We start from the raw sequence: 17,634 nt of genomic DNA, 5'->3' as shown, positions 1-17,634 counted from the left end.
GATCATCGCCGCGCCGGCGTCTTTCACTTGACTCATTGGAGAACGCATCATGGCAAAAGAGAAGGGCGACAAGAAGCATGCAGATATGGCACAAGCAGGCATGGCCGCGCTCAGCCCGTTCGAGTTGAAGGACGAGTTGATCAAGGCGGCCGGGGGCGGCGCCGTGGAGCGGCCCGCCAATGCATCGATGCTCAACGCCGGCCGCGGCAACCCCAATTTTCTGGCGACGATTCCGCGCCACGGCTTCTGGCAACTCGGCCTCTTTGCGATGCGCGAATCGGAGCGCTCGTTTGCCTACATGCCGGAAGGCGTGGGCGGCTTTCCGCGACGCGATGGCCTCGAAGAGCGCTTTGATCTGTTCCTGCGCGAAAACAAGGGTGTGGCGGGCATCGACTTCCTGCGCGGCGCGGTGTCGTATGTGCGCGACCAGTTGGGATACTCGGCGGGCGACTTTCTCTATGAAATGTGCGAGGGCATTCTCGCGTCGAACTATCCGGTGCCGGACCGCATGCTTAAGCTGTCCGAACTGATTGTCGGGCAGTATCTGCGCAAAGAGATGATTGGCGACCATCCTTTTGTCGGCGAGTTCGACGTGTTCGCGGTGGAAGGCGGCACGGCGGCGATGACGTACATCTTCAACACGATGCGCGAGAATCACCTGATCAAGGCCGGCGACACCATCGCGCTCGGCATGCCGATCTTCACGCCGTACATCGAGATTCCGCGCCTGAACGATTACAGGCTCAACGTGGTGAATCTCGAAGCCGACGTCGCGAACGGCTGGCAGTATTCGAAGAAGGAACTCGACAAGCTGCGCGATCCGAAGGTGAAGGCGTTCTTCCTCGTGAATCCGAGCAATCCGCCTTCGGTGAAAATGAATGACGAAAGCCTTCGGTACATTGCCGACATCGTCAAGGAACGGCCCGATCTGATCCTGCTGACCGACGACGTGTACGGCACGTTCGCGGATGACTTCGTGTCGCTGTTCGCGCTCGCGCCGAAGAACACCATTCTCGTGTATTCGTATTCGAAGTATTTCGGTGCGACCGGCTGGCGTCTGGGTGCAATTGCCACGCACCGCGACAACGTGCTCGACAAGCTGATTGCCGATTTGCCGAAAGACGTCAAGAAGCAGTTGCACGAACGTTACGAGTCGATCACCACGGAGCCGGACAAGCTCAAGTTCATCGACCGTCTGGTGGCGGACAGCCGCACCGTCGCGCTGAATCACACGGCGGGTCTGTCCACGCCGCAACAGGTGCAGATGGTACTGTTTTCACTGTTCTCGCTGATGGACACGCCGGACGCATACAAGAACGCGTTGAAGCGCCTGATCCGCAAACGCAAGCAGGCGCTCTACGAAGAGGTCGGCATTTCGTTCAAGGACGACGATCCGAATCAGGTCGATTACTACACGATTCTCGACGTCGAATTCCTGGGCGAGAAGATGTTCGGACGCGAGTTCGTCGATTGGCTGCTGAAGAACACGGAGCCTTCCGAACTGCTGTTCCGTCTCGCGCGCGAAGCACGCGTGGTGCTGCTGCCGGGCCTTGGCTTCGGCACGCAACATCCTTCGGGACGGGTGTCGCTCGCGAACCTCAACGAGTCGGACTATCGGCAGATTGGCCGCGCCATGCGCAAGCTGATCGAGGAACTGGTGGAGCGCTTCAATGCCGCGACCGGCAAGAATCTCGACAAGACCAAGGTTAAATAACTGTCATTTGCGCGGATGCTGAACGAAATTTCGCGCACAGAAGCACAGTCAAAAAACTTGCGCAATCGCGCGGATCGGTGAATGATCGGACACGCGGCCTCGCCGGCGTCACTGTCGGCGAGGCCGTTTGCTCCCTGGCGTTCCGTTATTCACGTACCGATCATCATGCCGACTTCCTCATTCACTTCCGCTGCTTCCGTAGTGCCCTGTCCGGTTGTCGAATCGCTCGACGCCATTCTTCCAGAAGAGCCGCTTCTGATGATGGGCGCCGGCCCCGTGCCGATTCCCGCGGCCGTCGCCAAGGCCAATACCATCGTCATCAATCACCTGGGCGGCACGATGGTGAAGGTGATCGGCCAGGTCAAGACGATGGCGCGCTACGTGTTCCAGACCAATTCGAAATGGGTGCTGGGCGTAGCGGGTCCGGGCTCGGCCGCGATGGAAATGGCAATCTCCAACCTGGCGTGGGAAGGCACGCGCGTGCTGTCCATCAAGAACGGCTTTTTCAGCGAACGGATGGCCGAAATGGGGCGGCGTGTCGGCGCGCACGTGAGCGTGCTCGACGTCGCGGACGGAGCGGTAGCGAGTCTCGACGAAGTGGCCGAGGCGATTCGCCGCGAGCGCCCTGAAGTCGTAACGGTGGTGCAGGGCGAGACGTCGAATACAGTGTGGAATTACCACCTGAAGGACATCGCCGCGCTTGCCAAGGCGGCGGGCGCGCTGGTCGTCGTCGATGCGGTGTGCACGTTGAGCACCATGCCGCTCGAAATGGACGCATGGGGCATCGACGCGGTGATCACGGGCGGGCAGAAGGGCTTGTCGTCGATTCCGGGCGTCTCGCTGATCGCGTTTTCCGACGCGGCCTGGGAGCGTGTGAAAACGCGCACGGCGCCGAATGCGCACTGGTGTCTGGACGCGTCGCTGGCGGAGAACTTCTGGCACAACGCGGGCTATCACTACACGGCGCCGGTGTCCGGCGTGCTGGCGTTGCACGAGGCGCTGCGGCTCGTATGCGCGGAGACGCTTGAGAAGCGTTTTGCGCGGCATCTGAAGTGCTCGCTGGCGCTGCAGGAAGGGATCGCCGCGCTCGGGCTCAAGCTATACGCGCCGCAGGCTTGCCGGCTGAACTCGGTGGTCGGGATCGAAGTGCCGGCCGGTTCGAGCCCTGGCGATATTTGCGGGCATATCTCGCGGCATCATCAGGTGGAGATTTCGGGCTCGTTCGGATTGCCGATCGTGCGCATCGGCCAGATGGGCGAGCAGTGCCGCGAGCACAATCTGTTCAGGACACTGCACGCGCTCGGCCGCACGATGGTGGATCTCGGCTCGGCGGTCGATCTGCCGGCCGGTGTGGCGGCGTTGGAGAAATCGTTGTCCGGCGGTGCGCGCGCGGTCGCGCGCTGACAGCGGTCGTCACGCGGCGGGGCGCATCGCGTCGCGTGTGCTGCGTGCCGCGGATTGCGCTTCACGCAACTGCGCGCCGATGTGGTGTGATGTTTTACACGAAGGCTTGAACGGCGACTGGCGGGCATGAAGCAGCGAGGCGTTGAACGATTGATCGCGCGCCTCGCGCTCGTGGCTCTCGCGCGAATTCAGGTTATCGCAGGCGAACCCGGCGCCCGCGCATTGCGCAGATAAAGCATGGTCGAGAGGCCGACCGCGGCGGCAGACGCAACCGCCGCGAACAGAAACACCTGCGCGTAACCGAACTCGCCGGCAATGTAGCCGGCCAGCGGACCGGTAATCCCCAGCGACAGATCGAGAAACACCGAGTACGCCGACAAGGCTGCGCCGCGGCTTGCCGGCGGCACGAGTCCGACTGCTTCCACGCCGAGCGCTGGGAACACCAGCGCGAAGCCGAAGCCGGTCAGCGCCGCACCGGCCAGCGCGATATGCGGTTCGGGCGCGAGCCACAGCATCAGCAGGCCGGCACATTCGAACGAAAACGAAGCGATCGCGACGCGGAAGCCGCCGTAGGTTTTGATCGTATTGGCGAACAGCAGGCGCGCGCCGATGAACAGCGTGCCGAAGACCGTTAGCGACAACGCCGCGTTCGGCCAATGCTTCGCGGCATAAAACAGCGTGATGAAGGTAGCAATGGAGCCGAAGCCGGCTGAGCCGAGCGCAAGACCAAGGCCGTGCGGCAGTACGCGTGTGAAAACGCTGCGGTACGACATGCGCTCGCCGTGCACGATGGGCACCGGTGCGATCGGGCGGGCGAGGTAGAAGCCTAGCGCCGCCAGCATAATCACCATAATGCCCAGCGCGGCAAAGCCCACCGTATGCGCGATGGCGACGCCGAGCGGCGCACCGACCGCCAGCGCGCCGTAAGTGGCGATGCCGTTCCACGAGATCACCCGAGCATTGTTGCTAGTGCCGACCCGGCCGATGCCCCACAGAATCGCACCCGTGCCGCACAGGCTCTCGCCGAAGCCCAACACAAGACGGCTGCAGACCAAAAGCCCAAGACTTACCACCGGCCAGCGCCCACACAGCACAGCCAGCAGCAACAAAACCCCACTCGCGCCACAACCCAGCAAACCGATCGTCACAGTCCGCTTCGGCCCCAACGTATCCGCGGAGCGGCCGGCCAGAGGCCGCGACGCCAGCGTCGCCAGATACTGCACGCTGATTGCCGCGCCGGCCAGCACGGCGCTGTAACCCAAGTCGTCGTGGACGTAGCCCGGCAGCACCGCAAGCGGAATTCCGATCGTCAGATAGCAAAGAAACGTGAAAAAGACGACCGGAATGATCTGCATGGTCGTCGCAAATTCGCTGCGAGGTGTCGCTGAGTCGGTGGACATGGGGAAAACGAGACTTGAAATCGGCGGGAAGGCGTGATTTTCCCATGGAACCGATTCTCTTGCAGGACTTGCTTAATAATTCGTCGGACGAAAAGCTGCTCCGGGAACCATATAGTGGTCCGTTTTTGCCCCTTCGATGCCTAATTTTTGAGCTCGATCGGCCAAACTACCGCGATCTAAAATGTCCGTTATGCCGCATTAAATTTAAAAACACAGCGAAACGCCCTAATGACCATAAGCCAGCCGACTCCCAAACTCATCTCGATATCTTTTCGCGGATATGTCCCGCATGCGATCCGAGCTATGGGTTGTATTTATTGACGGTGATAGTTTTCGAACCATCACTGCTGCAGGTCCCCACGGACACAGAACATTCGAGAGTAACGAGACATGACTGAGCCGATTCGCTTCTACCACCGCAACGCGATCCGCGAGATCAAGGACGCGCCCGTCACCCGCACCGTCCTGCAATATCTGCGCGAAGACGCGCATTGCACGGGCACCAAGGAAGGCTGCGCCGAAGGCGATTGCGGCGCGTGCACGGTTGTGATCGGCGAGCGCAACGAGGCAGGCGGCGTCGACTTCAAGGCAGTCAACGCCTGCATCCAGTTCGTGCCGACGCTCGACGGCAAAGCGCTCTACACGGTCGAGGACCTGCGCCAGCCGGACGGCTCGCTGCATCCGGTGCAGGAAGCGATGGTGGAGTGCCACGGCTCGCAGTGCGGCTTTTGCACGCCGGGATTCATCATGTCGATGTGGTCGCTGTACGAAAAGCACGGCCATGAACATAGCTGCGCGAACAAGACCGTGCCGTCGCGCGACGCGATCAGCAACGCGCTGACCGGCAACCTGTGCCGCTGCACAGGCTATCGTCCGATCGTCGACGCGGCGGTGCGCATGTTCGAAGCGCCCGCGCCTAAAGCGCCGGTCGACATCGAGGCGCTGTCGAAAACGCTCGCTACGATCGAGCGCAAGGACACCTTCCACTACCAGCACGCCGGCCAGCAGTTCGACGCGCCGCGCACGGTCGAGGCGCTCGCGAAGATCAAGGAAGCCGAACCGGCTACGCGCATTCTCGCCGGCAGCACGGACATCGGCCTGTGGGTCACGAAGATGATGCGCGACCTCGGCAACATCGTGTATGTCGGGCAGATCGTCGAGTTGCAGAAGCTCGAAACCAACGACGAATGGATCGAGATCGGCGCTGGCGTGAGCGTCGAAAAGGCCTACACGGAAATCGTCAAGCAGTACCCGGAACTGCTCGAAATGCAGCAGCGCTTCGCGTCGCTGCCGATTCGCAACGCCGGCACGCTCGGCGGCAATATCGCCAACGGTTCGCCGATCGGCGATTCGATGCCGGGCCTGATCGCCCTCGGCGCGCGCGTGATCGTGCGGGGCGGCGAGATCGAGCGCGAAATGCCGCTCGAAGACCTGTACCTCGCGTATCAGAAGAAGGACATGGCGGAGCATGAGTTCGTCGTCGGCCTGAAAGTGCCGTCGCGCACTGGCGTTCGCAAGAACCTGCAGTTCCGCTCTTACAAACTCTCGAAGCGTTTCGATTCGGATATCTCGGCGGTGTGCGCCGCGTTCTCGTTCATCGCGGACGGCAACGTGATTCGCGAACCGCGCATCGCGTTCGGCGGCATGGCGGCCACGTCCAAACGCGCTTCGCACGCCGAAGCCGTGTTGCGCGATGCCGAATGGCACGAAGCCACGGCACAAGCCGCAATGCTCGCGCTCGGCAACGACTACGCGCCGCTCTCGGACATGCGCGCGACCAGCAACTATCGCCTCGAATCGGCGAAGAACACGCTGTACCGCTTCTGGCTCGAAACGCGGCCGAACAATCCGCTGCCCAAGAGCGCGCTCGATGTGCGCGCGGTTGCCGCGGCGTGCGCGCCTGCAGGCGTCTAAGCAGAAGCCCAACGGATATGGAGAACACACACAATGAATCAGCACGCCGAACCGTTCCTGAAAGACCTCAAGGAGCTCGACGACTTCACGCAGGTCCACGTCTCACGTCCGCACGAGTCCGCGCATTTGCACGTGAGCGGCCGCGCGACCTACACCGACGACATCCCAACGCTCGCCGGCACGCTGCACGCCGCGCTCGGTTTGTCGTCGAAAGCGCATGCGAAGATCGTCTCGATATCGCTCGACAAAGTGCGCGCCACGCCGGGCGTGGTCGCGATCTTCACCGCTGACGACATCCCGGGCGTCAACGACGTCGGTCCGATCATCCACGGCGACGATCCGATTCTCGCCGACGGCCTCGTGCAATACATCGGCCAGCCGATCTTTATCGTAGTCGCGACATCGCATGACACCGCGCGTCTCGCCGCGCGCCGCGCCGAGATCGTCTACGAGGAACTGCCGGCGATCCTGACGGCGCAACAGGCGCGCGCCGCCAACCAGCACGTGCTGCCGCCGATGAAACTCGCGCGCGGCGAAGCGGACACGAAAATCGCTCGCGCCGCGCGTCGCGAAGCCGGCGAAATGCTGCTCGGCGGCCAGGAGCAGTTCTATCTGGAAGGCCAGATTTCGTACGCGGTGCCGAAGGATGACGACGGCATGCACGTCTACTGTTCGACGCAGCACCCGACCGAAATGCAGCACATGGTCGCGCATGCGTTGGGCGTGGCGTCGCATAACGTGCTGATCGAGTGCCGGCGCATGGGCGGCGGCTTCGGCGGCAAGGAATCGCAATCGGGTCTGTTTGCGTGCTGCGCGGCGCTCGCCGCATGGAAGCTGCTGTGTCCGGTGAAACTGCGTCCGGACCGCGACGACGACATGATGGTCACGGGCAAACGCCACGACTTCCACTACACGTATGAAGTCGGCTACGACGACAAGGGCGTGATCGACGGCGTGACGGTCGACATGACCTCGCGCTGCGGCTTCTCCGCCGACCTGTCCGGTCCCGTGATGACGCGCGCGCTGTGCCACTTCGACAACGCCTATTGGCTCTCCGATGTGACGATCGACGGTTTCTGCGGCAAGACCAACACGCAGTCGAACACGGCGTTCCGCGGCTTCGGCGGTCCGCAAGGCGCGTTCGCGATCGAGTACATCATGGACAACGTCGCGCGTTCGGTGGGTGAAGATTCACTCGACGTGCGCCGCCGCAATCTCTACGGCAAGACGGAGCGTAACCAGACGCCGTACGGCCAGATCGTCGAAGACAACGTGATCCACGAGTTGATCGACGAACTCGAAGCGACCAGCGAATACCGCGCACGTCGCGCGGCGATCAACGAGTTCAACGCGAACAACGCAATCCTGAAGAAGGGCATGGCGCTGACGCCGGTCAAGTTCGGCATCGCGTTCAACGTGACGCACTTCAACCAGGCCGGCGCGCTCGTGCACATCTACACCGACGGTTCGGTGCTGGTGAATCACGGCGGCACGGAAATGGGCCAAGGTTTGAATACCAAGGTGGCGCAGGTCGTCGCGCATGAGCTGGGCGTTGGCTTTAACCGCATTCGCGTCACGGCGACCGACACCAGCAAGATCGCCAATACGTCGGCGACGGCGGCATCCACAGGCTCCGATCTGAACGGCAAGGCCGCGCAGGACGCCGCGCGCCAGTTGCGCGAACGTCTGTCAGCGTTTGCCGCCGAGCGTTTCGGCGCGGGGAACGTGAGCGCGTCGGAAGTGCGTTTCATGCATGACCGCGTGGTGGTCGGTGACGCGATCGTGCCGTTCGAAGAAGTGATCGCGAAAGCTTATGTCGCGCGTATTCAACTCTGGTCAGACGGTTTCTACGCGACGCCCAAGCTCTACTGGGATCAATCGAAGCTGCAAGGCCGTCCGTTCTACTACTACTCGTACGGCGCGGCCGTGTCGGAAGTGGTGATCGATACGCTGACCGGCGAAATGCGCGTGCTGCGCGCGGACGCATTGCATGACGTGGGCGCTTCGTTGAATCCCGCGCTCGACGTCGGCCAGGTGGAAGGCGCGTTCATTCAAGGCATGGGCTGGCTCACGACCGAAGAACTGTGGTGGAACGCGGGCGGCAAGCTGATGACGCATGCGCCGTCCACCTACAAGATTCCGACCGTCAACGATACGCCGCCCGATTTCCGCGTGCGTCTCTTCAAGAACCGCAATGCGGAGGACAGCATCCATCGTTCGAAGGCAACCGGCGAGCCGCCGCTGCTGCTGCCGTTCTCGGTGTTCTTCGCCGTGCGCGATGCGGTATCGGCAGTCGGTGACCACAAGGTCAATCCGCCGCTCAATGCGCCCGCGACCAGCGAGGAAATCCTCAAGGCGGTCGGCGCGGTGCGGGCCGCAACCGCAGCGGCGCGTCAATAAGCGCGGCTGTCGCGCGCCAATAAGCCGGGAAAGAAGCACGTGAACAACACACTCACTGGAATGATCGCCATGAACGATTTTTCATCCGTTCAGATCGGCCGACGCAGCACCGTGCAGATGCCGCGTCCGGCGCCGATGCATATCGTGCTGTTCGGCGCGGGGCACGTCGGGCACGCGCTCGTCAAGCTGCTCGGCAGCTTGCCGTGCGTGGTCCAGTGGGTCGACGAACGCGACGAACTGTTCCCCGACGAAACGCCCGCCAACGTGCAAGTCGAAGCGACCGACACGCCGGACGCGATCGTCGATGCCGCGCCGCCCGGCGCCTACTTTCTCGTGATGACGCATAACCACGCGCTCGATTTTTCGCTCGCCGCGCGCATCATGCGGCGGCGCGATTTCACCTACTTCGGCATGATCGGCTCGAAGACGAAGCGCGTGAAATTCGAGCGTCGTTTGCTCGATCGAGGCGTGGATCTGGATCGGCTGGTGGAGATGACGTGTCCGATCGGCGTGGCGGGTATCGTCGACAAGGCGCCTTCGGCGATTGCCGTGGCGGTGTGCGCCGAGTTGCTGCAGATTCGCACGCGGCAGGTCGTGGCGCAACGCGCGACGCAGCAACTCTGCGCGAGCGTGTGATGTCTGAGCAATAGAGCGAATCAGAACGAGGCGCCCGGCCGGCGCCGATCGAACTGCAAAACTCGAAACGTCAGCCCGTTGCGGCTGACGTTTCCTTTTTGGGCGCGCGCTTCGCACGCCGCACCTTCTGCGCGACCAGCGTATCCGACACTTGCGACATGAGCGTACGCAGCCAGCCGACATCGCTCGGCCGGTCCGGCTGCGGATGCCACAATTGATAGCACTTGATGCGCGGAAACGGAATCGGCACATCGACGACCGCGAGCGGCAACATGTCCGCGTAGTGCATCGCAAAGCGGCGCGTCGTCGTGAAGATCAGATCGGATTGCAGCAGCGTCTGCGGCACCAGCCCGAAGTAGGGCAGCGTGGCGACGATGCGGCGCTCGGCGCGCGCCCGCGCGAAGCCGATGTCGATGGCGCCGCTGCTCGCGCCGCTGTACGGCGTCGGCGCGAGATGCGGCGCGGCGAGATACGCTTCGCGCGTCAACGGCATACGCGTCAACGGATGATCGGCGCGCATCATGCACACCACGGTGTCGGAGAACAGATCGCTGCGCTCGAAACGCGGCTCGGGCTTCGGCCAGTTGCCGATCACGAGATCCAGTTCGCCGGCGTCGAGCGCGGCGGAATAATCGAGCAAAGGGCTGAGCGAACCGATCTCGAGCCGAGCATGTGGCGCCGCCTCGCGAAACTGCGCGATGACCGTCGGCATGAAGAAGTCGTTCAGATAGTCCGGCGCGGCCACGCGAAACGTGCGGCGCGAGCGGCCGGGATCGAAGTCGCCGTGCGGCGTCGCCACGAAGTCCACGTCGCGCAGCACGCGTTGCGCGGAAGCCAGCAGCGATTCGCCATATTCGGTCGGCACCATGCCCGACTTGCCGCGCACGAGGATCGGGTCGTTCAATGTTTCGCGCAGTTTGCGCAGCGCGGTGCTGATGGCGGGCTGGGTCTGATTCAGACGCAACGCTGTCTGCGTGACGCTGCGCTCGACCAGCAGCGTGCGCAGCACGCGCACGAGCCAGATATCGAGGGAAGCGGCGGTGTCGTCCATGGTTTAAGCAAGGCGGGGCAAACGAATCGGATCCGATGAGGCGTCTTACGGAGCCGCTCGCGAGATTCTCGCAAGCGCGCAACGCCAACGCGCATGGCGCGAAGGTCATAACCTTAGGCCCGTTTGCGGTGTAGCGGCATAGCGGGCACGGTATGGCCGGCATCAGCAAGCCCGTTTTGCCGCGACAAAGCCACATAAGCGCCGTGCGGCGCGCGTTTTGTCCGCGCTACGCTTACGTATCGCCTACGTTTGAATGTTCGCGAGCCCCGAGGGCAGCGAACTGATCCGTTTGACTTCTCTCGATTCGAGCCAGTTCGGCGTGCGCGCGCAGTACAGCACCATGGGCAACGCGTCTTCGCCCCAGAACAATTGATCGTTCAGGAAGAAGGTCGGCACACCGTAGACGCCGAGGCCGATCGCATCCGCCGTATTGCGCTGCAATTGTTCGAGCACGGCTGCGCTTTGGATGATCTCCGGACCGTCAGGCATGCCGACGCGGTCGCACAGCTCGGCAAAGGCTGCTTCGGTGGACGGATCGCGTCCTTCACGCCAGATGAAACGGAAGATCTCGCGCACGAACTGGACGTCGCCGTTCGCCGCGGTGGCGAGCAGCAGCGGCTTCATGGAGTCGAACGGATGCGCGGGCGGCATCTTGTACGGAATGCCGAGTTGCTCCGCGCGAAACAGAGCGTGCCGGTACAGGAAGGTGCGTTTCGAGGGCACCCCGTAAGCGGGCCGCTGTCCCCAGTGACGATAGAGATCGTTCAGTACGACCGGCGTGAACACGAAGTCGAAGCCCGGCCATTTGTCGTGTTGCTCCAGCAACAGGTAGGTAAACGGCGAGACGAAGTCGTAAAACCACAGCGGTTGCCTGGCGTCGATGCCAACGGTCATAAATGTCTCCCGAATTGCCTGTTTCCTCACGGCGCGTCTGCTGCACCGTCGGAATTGTAATGATCTTACGCGGTGCAGCCGCGGCTTGCACCCGTCAATATGGTTTGGCGTTGCCCTCGTCGCCGCCTTCGCGTGTTTCGCCGATTTCGGCCGCTTCGTTCGCGGCGGCCGGCGTGGGCTCCGCACCAGGTTCGCCTGAATTGCTCTCCGCGCTTTCCACTTCGTTGGCAGCGTCGTCGCGCTGGGCGTCGCGGGCCTGCGTGAGCCGCTGGCGCACGAAGCCGATATGCTCGCGCAGCACGTAAAACTGATCCGCATAGGCGAGCGGCATCTTCAGCCCGTTGACCGACTCCTCGATCGCGTCGAGCCGCTCGATCAGCGTGGCGCGCTCGGCCGGCGAATGGTCGCTGAGCGCGCTGCGTTCGATCGCGATCAGCGCGCCGTACCAGCGATAGATGCGCGATTTCACCCGCCATGCATAGAGCGACGGCACCAGGCGCAAGGCCGGCACCAGCAACACGATCAGCGGCACGACCACCACCAGCAGCCGGTCGGCGAGACTCGCGAGCCAGAACGGCAGGATGCGGTAGAGGAAGCTCTTGCCTGACTTGTAATAGCGGGCGGCGTCGTCGCTGATCGGGAAGTCGTGCGCGAGCGGCGCGGGGAATTCGCCGGCGCGCTGCATGATGTTCGCCTTGCCGTGCACCTCGCGCGCGGCTTCGATCAACAGGTCCGACAGCGCGGGATGCAGCGAGTCGCGCGCCACCAGCTCGGCGGTTGGCGCCACCATGTGAATCGGCGCCGACGGCAGGTTCTTGCCGAGGTCGAACGCGCCCATCGGCATTTGGAGTTGCGTCAGGTAGGGAAAGCGGCGCGTGTAGGCGTCGGCTTGCGAGAAGTCGTAGAACTGCACGTTCGGCGTGCGGTACAGCTTGCCCATCACCGCGGGTTGCGCCGAATCGCCGGCGAGGAACGCCGCGTCGACCTTGCCGGAGACGAGTGCCTCGGCGGCGTCGTCGCCGGAGAGCGGCAGCAGTTTGGTCGCGCCGCCCGGCACGATGCCGTTGGCCTTGAGCAGCGCGAGCGCCAGTTCGCGCGTGCCGCTGCCTTCGGCGCCGACCGCGAGCCGCTCGCCCTTGAACTCGGAAAGCCGCGTGACGGTCGGTCCGTGATAGAAAATCGCGAGCGGCACATAGGCCACGCTGCCGAGCGACATCAGCCCTTCCGCGGCCGGACCGGGCGCGACGCCGTCCTGCACGAAGCCGACATCCACATCCGACTTCGGGTCCGACAGCCGCTTGAGATTCTGCAGCGAACCTTCCGACGGCAGTACCTTCAGCGTGATGCGGTTGCGCGCCAGAATCTCCTTGTACTTTTGTGCGGCATTCCAGAAGGTGCTGCCTTCGGGGCCGGCGCTGATGGTCAGCGTGCTGGGCGGCGCGGGCTGGATCAGCCGCACGGCGACCCAGATCGCGACGGCGACGATCAGCAGGATCGGCCCGAACGAGACCGCGAGATCGCGCCAGGAGATCGCGACAAAACGGGCGACGAGACGGGGAGGGCTTTTGCGGCCGGTGGCTGGCTTCATCGGATGACGTGACGGCTACGGTCGAAAGTGAACAGGGGCGGCGCTCCGCGGCGCGCAAGCGCGCGGCGGTGCGGCAGCGCGCGTCGCGCCGATGGTACCTGAGATTCACCACCCGGCGAAACGCGTGGCGGCGGCCGGCGCCGACAAACCCGTAACAAATCGTGAACGTGGCGTGGCAGTCCACACGCTGACGCGATTTGCATCTAAAGCATCTCGAGTATGACTAAACCTGACTAAACCCTTTGCGATTCTGGCCCGGCTAGATTAAATTGTGCATCGCTGCCGCAAACGGATGTTTTGCGCGGCGCGACCCGGCACGACATACAAGAACCGGGCGCGTCGGCGGACCTCGCGGCTTGCCGGTTTTCGTACCGCGCTGCATGCCCGTCATCGCGGGCGGCAACGGCAACCGGCCTCTCTCGCCTCTCGCACATCGTGTTACAGCCATAGTCGGCCGTCGCTCGCGCGCGCTTTGTCGCGTGCGCCTCGCATGGCCGCCGGAAGTCGTAACGAAGCCGCTTGTCTATGCGGTCCAATGTGAAGCAAAGGAGAAGAAAAGCTATGAAATCGGTCGGTTTTCTGAAAACGCTGGGTTCGGTTGTGGCAATGGTGGTGGCGTGCAATGTGTACGCTCAGGCAAGCGACGCAACGGCAACCGGCACGACCGCCGCGCCGGCTGCGAGCGCCAAGTCGGTCAAGAAGGCGAATAGCCAGCTGGGCCGCAAGGTGCGTAGCGCGCTGGCCAAGACACAAGGTGTCGACGTGTCGAACATCGCCGTGCGTGCTCGTGGCGGCGCGGTGACGCTGACGGGTTCGGTGCCTGACCAAGGCCAGATCGACGCTGCCGGCCAGGCCGCCAAGGGCGTCGCCGGCGTGACGTCGGTGTCGAACAAGCTGACCGTTGTGCAGCAGTAAGTAAGCTGCGGCACCTGGCGCGGGCGGTTCATGCCGTCATGCGCCATCGTGATGCAGACGTGCACCAAGGTTCCGGCAAAAAACCGGAGCCTTTTTTTATTTTTATCTGGCGATTATTGACGCGGCGATGATGAGGCTTAGCCATGTCGAACGGGACGGTGGCGCGGCCACGGTCCGTCTGTGCGCTGTGACACACTGCTGACGCGTTGCTAAGCGTACTGTGACGGATAGCAAACCGGAGTCAACGCCATGGAAACCTCGCCTTTGCGCTATACCGATCTACCTATCGGCGATCGGGCGGCTTTCGAACTGGTGTGCGCGCGTCACGGTTTCGCGCCGGCGCATTTCGACATCAGCGCCTGCGCGGATCCAGGCGACGTGGCGCACGAACGTCTCGTCACCGTGCGGCGCGGCGGCTGGGCGCAGTCCTATCATGACCGTCACGGTCAATGGATCAGGCAGTTCGAGTCCGATCTGACCTGCCGGTTCTTCAAATAACCGCTGGACGTTTTGCGTCGGCGCGTTTGCGTCGGCGTGCGTCGATATTCTTCAGGCGGTTTCAGGCCAGCACGAGACGCACGCCGACCAGCGTGAGCGTGGCGGCGAGCAGGTTGCGCAGCAGCTTGTCCGGGGCGCGCGACGACAGATAGCTGCCGATCGCGATGCCCGGCAGCGATCCCACCAGCAACGACAACAGCATCGACCAGTCGATCGAGCCGAGCAGCCAATGGCCGGCGCCCGCCAGCAAGGTGAGCGGCACCGCATGCGCGATGTCCGAGCCGACGATGCGCGTGGTCGGCAACAGCGGATACAGCAGCAGCAACACCGTCACGCCGATCGCGCCCGCCCCGACCGAAGTCAGCGACACCAGCACGCCGAGCACCGCGCCGGTCAGCACGGTGAGCGCGAGCGTGCGTCCCTGACGCGGCGTACGCTGCTTGCGCGCACCGAGCGCCGCGAGTTGCGGACGAAACACCAGCGCCACCGCCGTCACCAGCAACGCCGCGCCGAGCACGACCTGGATAAGCCGGCCGGCGCCCGGCGTGTCCATCCCAAACCGATGCAGCAGGATCAGCGTGATGGTGGCCGCCGGCACGCTGCCGGCGGCGAGACGCAGCGTGATCTGCCAGTCGACCGAGCCCTTCAGGCCGTGCACCAGCGTGCCGGTCGCCTTGGTGGCCGCCGCGTACAGCAGGTCGGTGCCGACCGCGGTGGCCGGATGCACGTTGAACAGCAGGACCAGGATCGGCGTCATCAGCGAGCCGCCGCCGACGCCCGTCAGTCCGACCAGAAAGCCGACAAACAGGCCGGAGACGGAGTACAGCAGATCGATGTGGGGAAGGGCCATTGAGCGGACCGCTGACGGTCGGGTGAATTGGACGGGTTATAGGCGGCAAGGCCGGCGCGCCGGCCTTCGACGGTCGATGGAGCGCGGCGCTCAGGCCGCCGGGGCGCGGCGAAAGCCGCTATTGTCGCAAAACTGCCGCGTTTGCGTATGAAGCGGCATGCATACGGTCGATCAACGCCAGCACTTCGGGCCGGGTCTCGCCTTTCGCGTGCACGAAGTAGTACGTCAGCGGCGAGGCGACTTCATGGCGGCCCACGCGCGCGAGACCGCTGCGCTGCAGATAGGCATCGGCGAGCGCCCGGGGCTCGCGACGCTATGGGGTGGGTTGATGGCGATTGCCGACGTGGTGGTCGTGGCGCTGCGCGAGCGCTCGTGAAAGTGAGGCCGCACCGCCAGCGCAACCGCAGCGCTAGCGCAAAGCGATGTGTTCCAACCCCCGCTCAAAGCGCCCGGCGAATTTCCACGACGCCGAACGCCGCCAGCGTGAACCCGACAATCTTGTCGATGGCCACGCGTAGTTTGCTGCCGATCGCATGGCGCGCGAGCGACACCACGGTCACGAGAAAACACCACCACGCGATCGAACCGCAAAACACGCCGCCGACCGTGGTCAGCGCGATGCTCGATGAGAACGCGCCGCGCGGGGCGAGCGTCGTGAACAGCGCGGCGAACATGATGACCGTTTGCGGATTGGTCAGCGTGAGCAGCAAGGAACTCGCGTACGCGCGCAGCGCGCCCGCGCGGCCCACTTGCGCGAGCTTGCCGTTGGCTTCGCCGTTGCCGTTCGACGCGTCGGCGGGCGCTTTTTGCAGCAGCGTGCGCACCCCCAGATACAACAGGAACAACCCGGCCAGCAAATGCAAGGGCCGGTCGTACGCGAGCATGAACTGCGAGATGCTGACGAGGCCGAGCGCCGCGATCAAACCATAAGCGGCGTCGCCGGTTGCGATGCCGAAACCGATGGCAAGCCCGGCTCGCGGACCGCCGGTCAGCGTGCGGCGGATACACAGCATGCCCATCGGGCCGACCGGCGCGGCAATCGCGAGGCCGACGCCAGCGGCGGTAAGGAAAAGACTGGTGGTGGACATGGCTATCTCTGATTGATTGTTCTGGTGTTTCTGCGGTGATGCGCACTGCAAAACATGCACGCTGCAAAGATGCGCGCGCCCGGCAAGCCCCTCAGCATAGCCAGACTGGAAAAGCCCGGCAAGTGCGGGCGCGGTCACGAGCTCAGGCGGATCAAGCGGCTTGGGCGTCTCACGCAGCGGTGAGCGCCTCAGGTGCCCAATCAGTCCACACGACGCGACAGTCCAAGCAACTCCCGCGGTAGATACCCTGACATGGCCTCAGCCGCCGTCATCGTCGGGCATAATTTTCCCACTTTGAAGCTTGGGAGCACGCCCGCTCATGTGGCAGATCGATCAGGTCACGTTGCGCTTGTTCATTGCCGTCTGCGAGGAAGGCACGATCGCGCGCGCGGCCGAACGCGAGTTCATCGCGCCGTCGGCGGTCAGCAAGCGGCTCGCCGATCTCGAGGCGCTGGTCGACGTCGCGTTGCTCTCGCGCAGCCAGCGCGGCGTGCGCGCGACCGCCGCCGGCGAGGCGCTGCTGCGGCACGCGCGGCTCATCATGCGCGGCCACGAACGCCTGCAGGCCGAACTCAGCGAATACGCGGCCGGCGCGCGCGGCCATGTGCGCGTGCTGGCGAACGTGTCGTCGATGGTCGAATTCCTACCCGAGGCGCTTTCGGCGTTTCTGAAGGCGAACCCGCGAATTCGCGTGGACGTCGAAGAGCGCGTGAGCGCGGAAATCGTGCGAGGGCTGGAAGAGGGCGTCGCCGATCTCGGCATTTGCCGCGACGTCGTGGCGATGGGCAGTCTCGACATCGTGCCGTATCGCGCCGATCATCTCGCGCTGATCGTGCCGCGCGATCATCCGCTCGCGGGCGAGGCCGCGATCAGCTTCGAGCAGACGCTGGCGTTCGATCACCTCGGGCTCTCGTCGAATGCGTCGGTGAACGCGCTGATGCAGCGCATCGCGTTGGAAAAGGGCCGCGAACTCAACTATCGCACCTACGTGTCGACGTTCGACGCCGCCTATCGTTTCATCCAGGCCGGCCTCGCCGTGGCGATCCTGCCGCGCGAAGCGCTGCCCCGCCATGCCGCCGACGAATACGGCATCATCGCCGTGCCCTTGCGCGAAGCCTGGGCCGAACGGCGCTTCGTGATTTGCATGCGCGACCGTCAGGCGCTCACGCTCGCGGCGGCGCATCTGCTCGATCATCTGTTGAACGCGGTGGGAGGCGAAGCCTGCGAATCCAACGGCGATCCACGCATCAAGACCCTCTGAAAAGCCCTTAAGGGTTTCCCC

Annotated in this window: 14 protein-coding genes and 1 pseudogene; 8 read left to right on the top strand and 7 right to left on the bottom strand. The window is 63.8% G+C overall.

All coding sequences use genetic code 11. The features are described 5' to 3' along the window. The first annotated feature begins 49 nt into the window (after positions 1–49). Together ACFSNN_RS12925 and ACFSNN_RS12920 are read left to right on the top strand one after the other, a co-directional pair. Positions 50–1,714 carry a bifunctional aspartate transaminase/aspartate 4-decarboxylase gene (locus ACFSNN_RS12925; protein ID WP_134457059.1) on the top strand — a complete coding sequence of 555 codons (1,665 nt, stop codon included), beginning with the start codon at positions 50–52 and terminating at the stop codon, positions 1,712–1,714. Positions 1,715–1,879: 165 nt separating this feature from the next. After that, positions 1,880–3,118, top strand: coding sequence for a pyridoxal-phosphate-dependent aminotransferase family protein (locus ACFSNN_RS12920; protein ID WP_134457058.1), 1,239 nt, complete (start codon positions 1,880–1,882; stop codon positions 3,116–3,118). Between the two features lie 188 nt (positions 3,119–3,306). Here the strand turns inward: ACFSNN_RS12920 and ACFSNN_RS12915 are convergent, their stop codons facing one another. Beyond that, positions 3,307–4,518 carry an MFS transporter gene (locus tag ACFSNN_RS12915; RefSeq protein WP_134457057.1) on the bottom strand — a complete coding sequence of 404 codons (1,212 nt, stop codon included), beginning with the start codon at positions 4,516–4,518 and terminating at the stop codon, positions 3,307–3,309. A gap of 390 nt (positions 4,519–4,908) precedes the next feature. Here ACFSNN_RS12915 and xdhA point away from each other — a divergent pair, with 390 nt between their 5' ends. From xdhA to xdhC, 3 genes are all read left to right on the top strand, one after another. Next, entirely contained in the window at positions 4,909–6,432 is a 1,524-nt protein-coding gene (gene xdhA / locus ACFSNN_RS12910) for a xanthine dehydrogenase small subunit (protein ID WP_134457056.1), read from the top strand. A 33-nt stretch (positions 6,433–6,465) separates the two neighbouring features. Then, positions 6,466–8,832, top strand: a complete 2,367-nt coding sequence (gene xdhB, locus ACFSNN_RS12905; RefSeq protein ID WP_134457055.1) for a xanthine dehydrogenase molybdopterin binding subunit — start codon at positions 6,466–6,468, stop codon at positions 8,830–8,832. Positions 8,833–8,901: 69 nt separating this feature from the next. Beyond that, positions 8,902–9,468 carry a xanthine dehydrogenase accessory protein XdhC gene (gene xdhC / locus ACFSNN_RS12900; protein WP_244322785.1) on the top strand — a complete coding sequence of 189 codons (567 nt, stop codon included), beginning with the start codon at positions 8,902–8,904 and terminating at the stop codon, positions 9,466–9,468. Between the two features lie 70 nt (positions 9,469–9,538). Here xdhC and ACFSNN_RS12895 read toward each other — a convergent pair whose 3' ends face one another. From ACFSNN_RS12895 to ACFSNN_RS12885, 3 genes are all read right to left on the bottom strand, one after another. Continuing rightward, positions 9,539–10,519 (bottom strand): LysR substrate-binding domain-containing protein, encoded by a 981-nt coding sequence (locus ACFSNN_RS12895; protein ID WP_134457054.1) that lies wholly within the window; start codon positions 10,517–10,519, stop codon positions 9,539–9,541. 243 nt (positions 10,520–10,762) lie between these two features. Further along, positions 10,763–11,413, bottom strand: coding sequence for a 2-hydroxychromene-2-carboxylate isomerase (locus ACFSNN_RS12890; protein WP_134457053.1), 651 nt, complete (start codon positions 11,411–11,413; stop codon positions 10,763–10,765). A 94-nt stretch (positions 11,414–11,507) separates the two neighbouring features. Beyond that, complete coding sequence (locus tag ACFSNN_RS12885) at positions 11,508–13,001, bottom strand: TAXI family TRAP transporter solute-binding subunit (RefSeq protein WP_134457052.1); 1,494 nt, start codon at positions 12,999–13,001, stop codon at positions 11,508–11,510. A 561-nt stretch (positions 13,002–13,562) separates the two neighbouring features. Here ACFSNN_RS12885 and ACFSNN_RS12880 point away from each other — a divergent pair. Together ACFSNN_RS12880 and ACFSNN_RS12875 are read left to right on the top strand one after the other, a co-directional pair. Continuing rightward, positions 13,563–13,916, top strand: a complete 354-nt coding sequence (locus ACFSNN_RS12880; protein ID WP_134457051.1) for a BON domain-containing protein — start codon at positions 13,563–13,565, stop codon at positions 13,914–13,916. A gap of 249 nt (positions 13,917–14,165) precedes the next feature. Further along, on the top strand, positions 14,166–14,414 hold the full coding sequence (locus tag ACFSNN_RS12875) for a hypothetical protein (protein ID WP_012431859.1): 249 nt from the start codon (positions 14,166–14,168) through the stop codon (positions 14,412–14,414). Between the two features lie 61 nt (positions 14,415–14,475). Here the strand turns inward: ACFSNN_RS12875 and ACFSNN_RS12870 are convergent, their stop codons facing one another. The 3 genes and pseudogenes from ACFSNN_RS12870 to ACFSNN_RS12860 all read right to left on the bottom strand — a co-directional run bounded on the left by ACFSNN_RS12870 (position 14,476) and on the right by ACFSNN_RS12860 (position 16,352). Continuing rightward, on the bottom strand, positions 14,476–15,264 hold the full coding sequence (locus tag ACFSNN_RS12870) for a sulfite exporter TauE/SafE family protein (protein ID WP_134457050.1): 789 nt from the start codon (positions 15,262–15,264) through the stop codon (positions 14,476–14,478). Positions 15,265–15,382: 118 nt separating this feature from the next. Then, positions 15,383–15,559: pseudogene (locus tag ACFSNN_RS12865) on the bottom strand (LysR substrate-binding domain-containing protein); the annotation flags it as partial. A gap of 145 nt (positions 15,560–15,704) precedes the next feature. Beyond that, on the bottom strand, positions 15,705–16,352 hold the full coding sequence (locus tag ACFSNN_RS12860; RefSeq protein WP_134457049.1) for a LysE family translocator: 648 nt from the start codon (positions 16,350–16,352) through the stop codon (positions 15,705–15,707). Between the two features lie 319 nt (positions 16,353–16,671). Here ACFSNN_RS12860 and ACFSNN_RS12855 point away from each other — a divergent pair, with 319 nt between their 5' ends. Continuing rightward, the gene (locus ACFSNN_RS12855; RefSeq protein ID WP_134457048.1) at positions 16,672–17,613 is read left to right on the top strand and encodes a LysR family transcriptional regulator; all 942 of its coding nucleotides are present in this window, start codon (positions 16,672–16,674) and stop codon (positions 17,611–17,613) included. Positions 17,614–17,634 lie beyond the last annotated feature (21 nt).

Source organism: Paraburkholderia dipogonis (assembly GCF_042680985.1).
Classification (GTDB): domain Bacteria; phylum Pseudomonadota; class Gammaproteobacteria; order Burkholderiales; family Burkholderiaceae; genus Paraburkholderia; species Paraburkholderia phytofirmans.
This window is presented reverse-complemented; position numbering and strand designations above follow the sequence as displayed.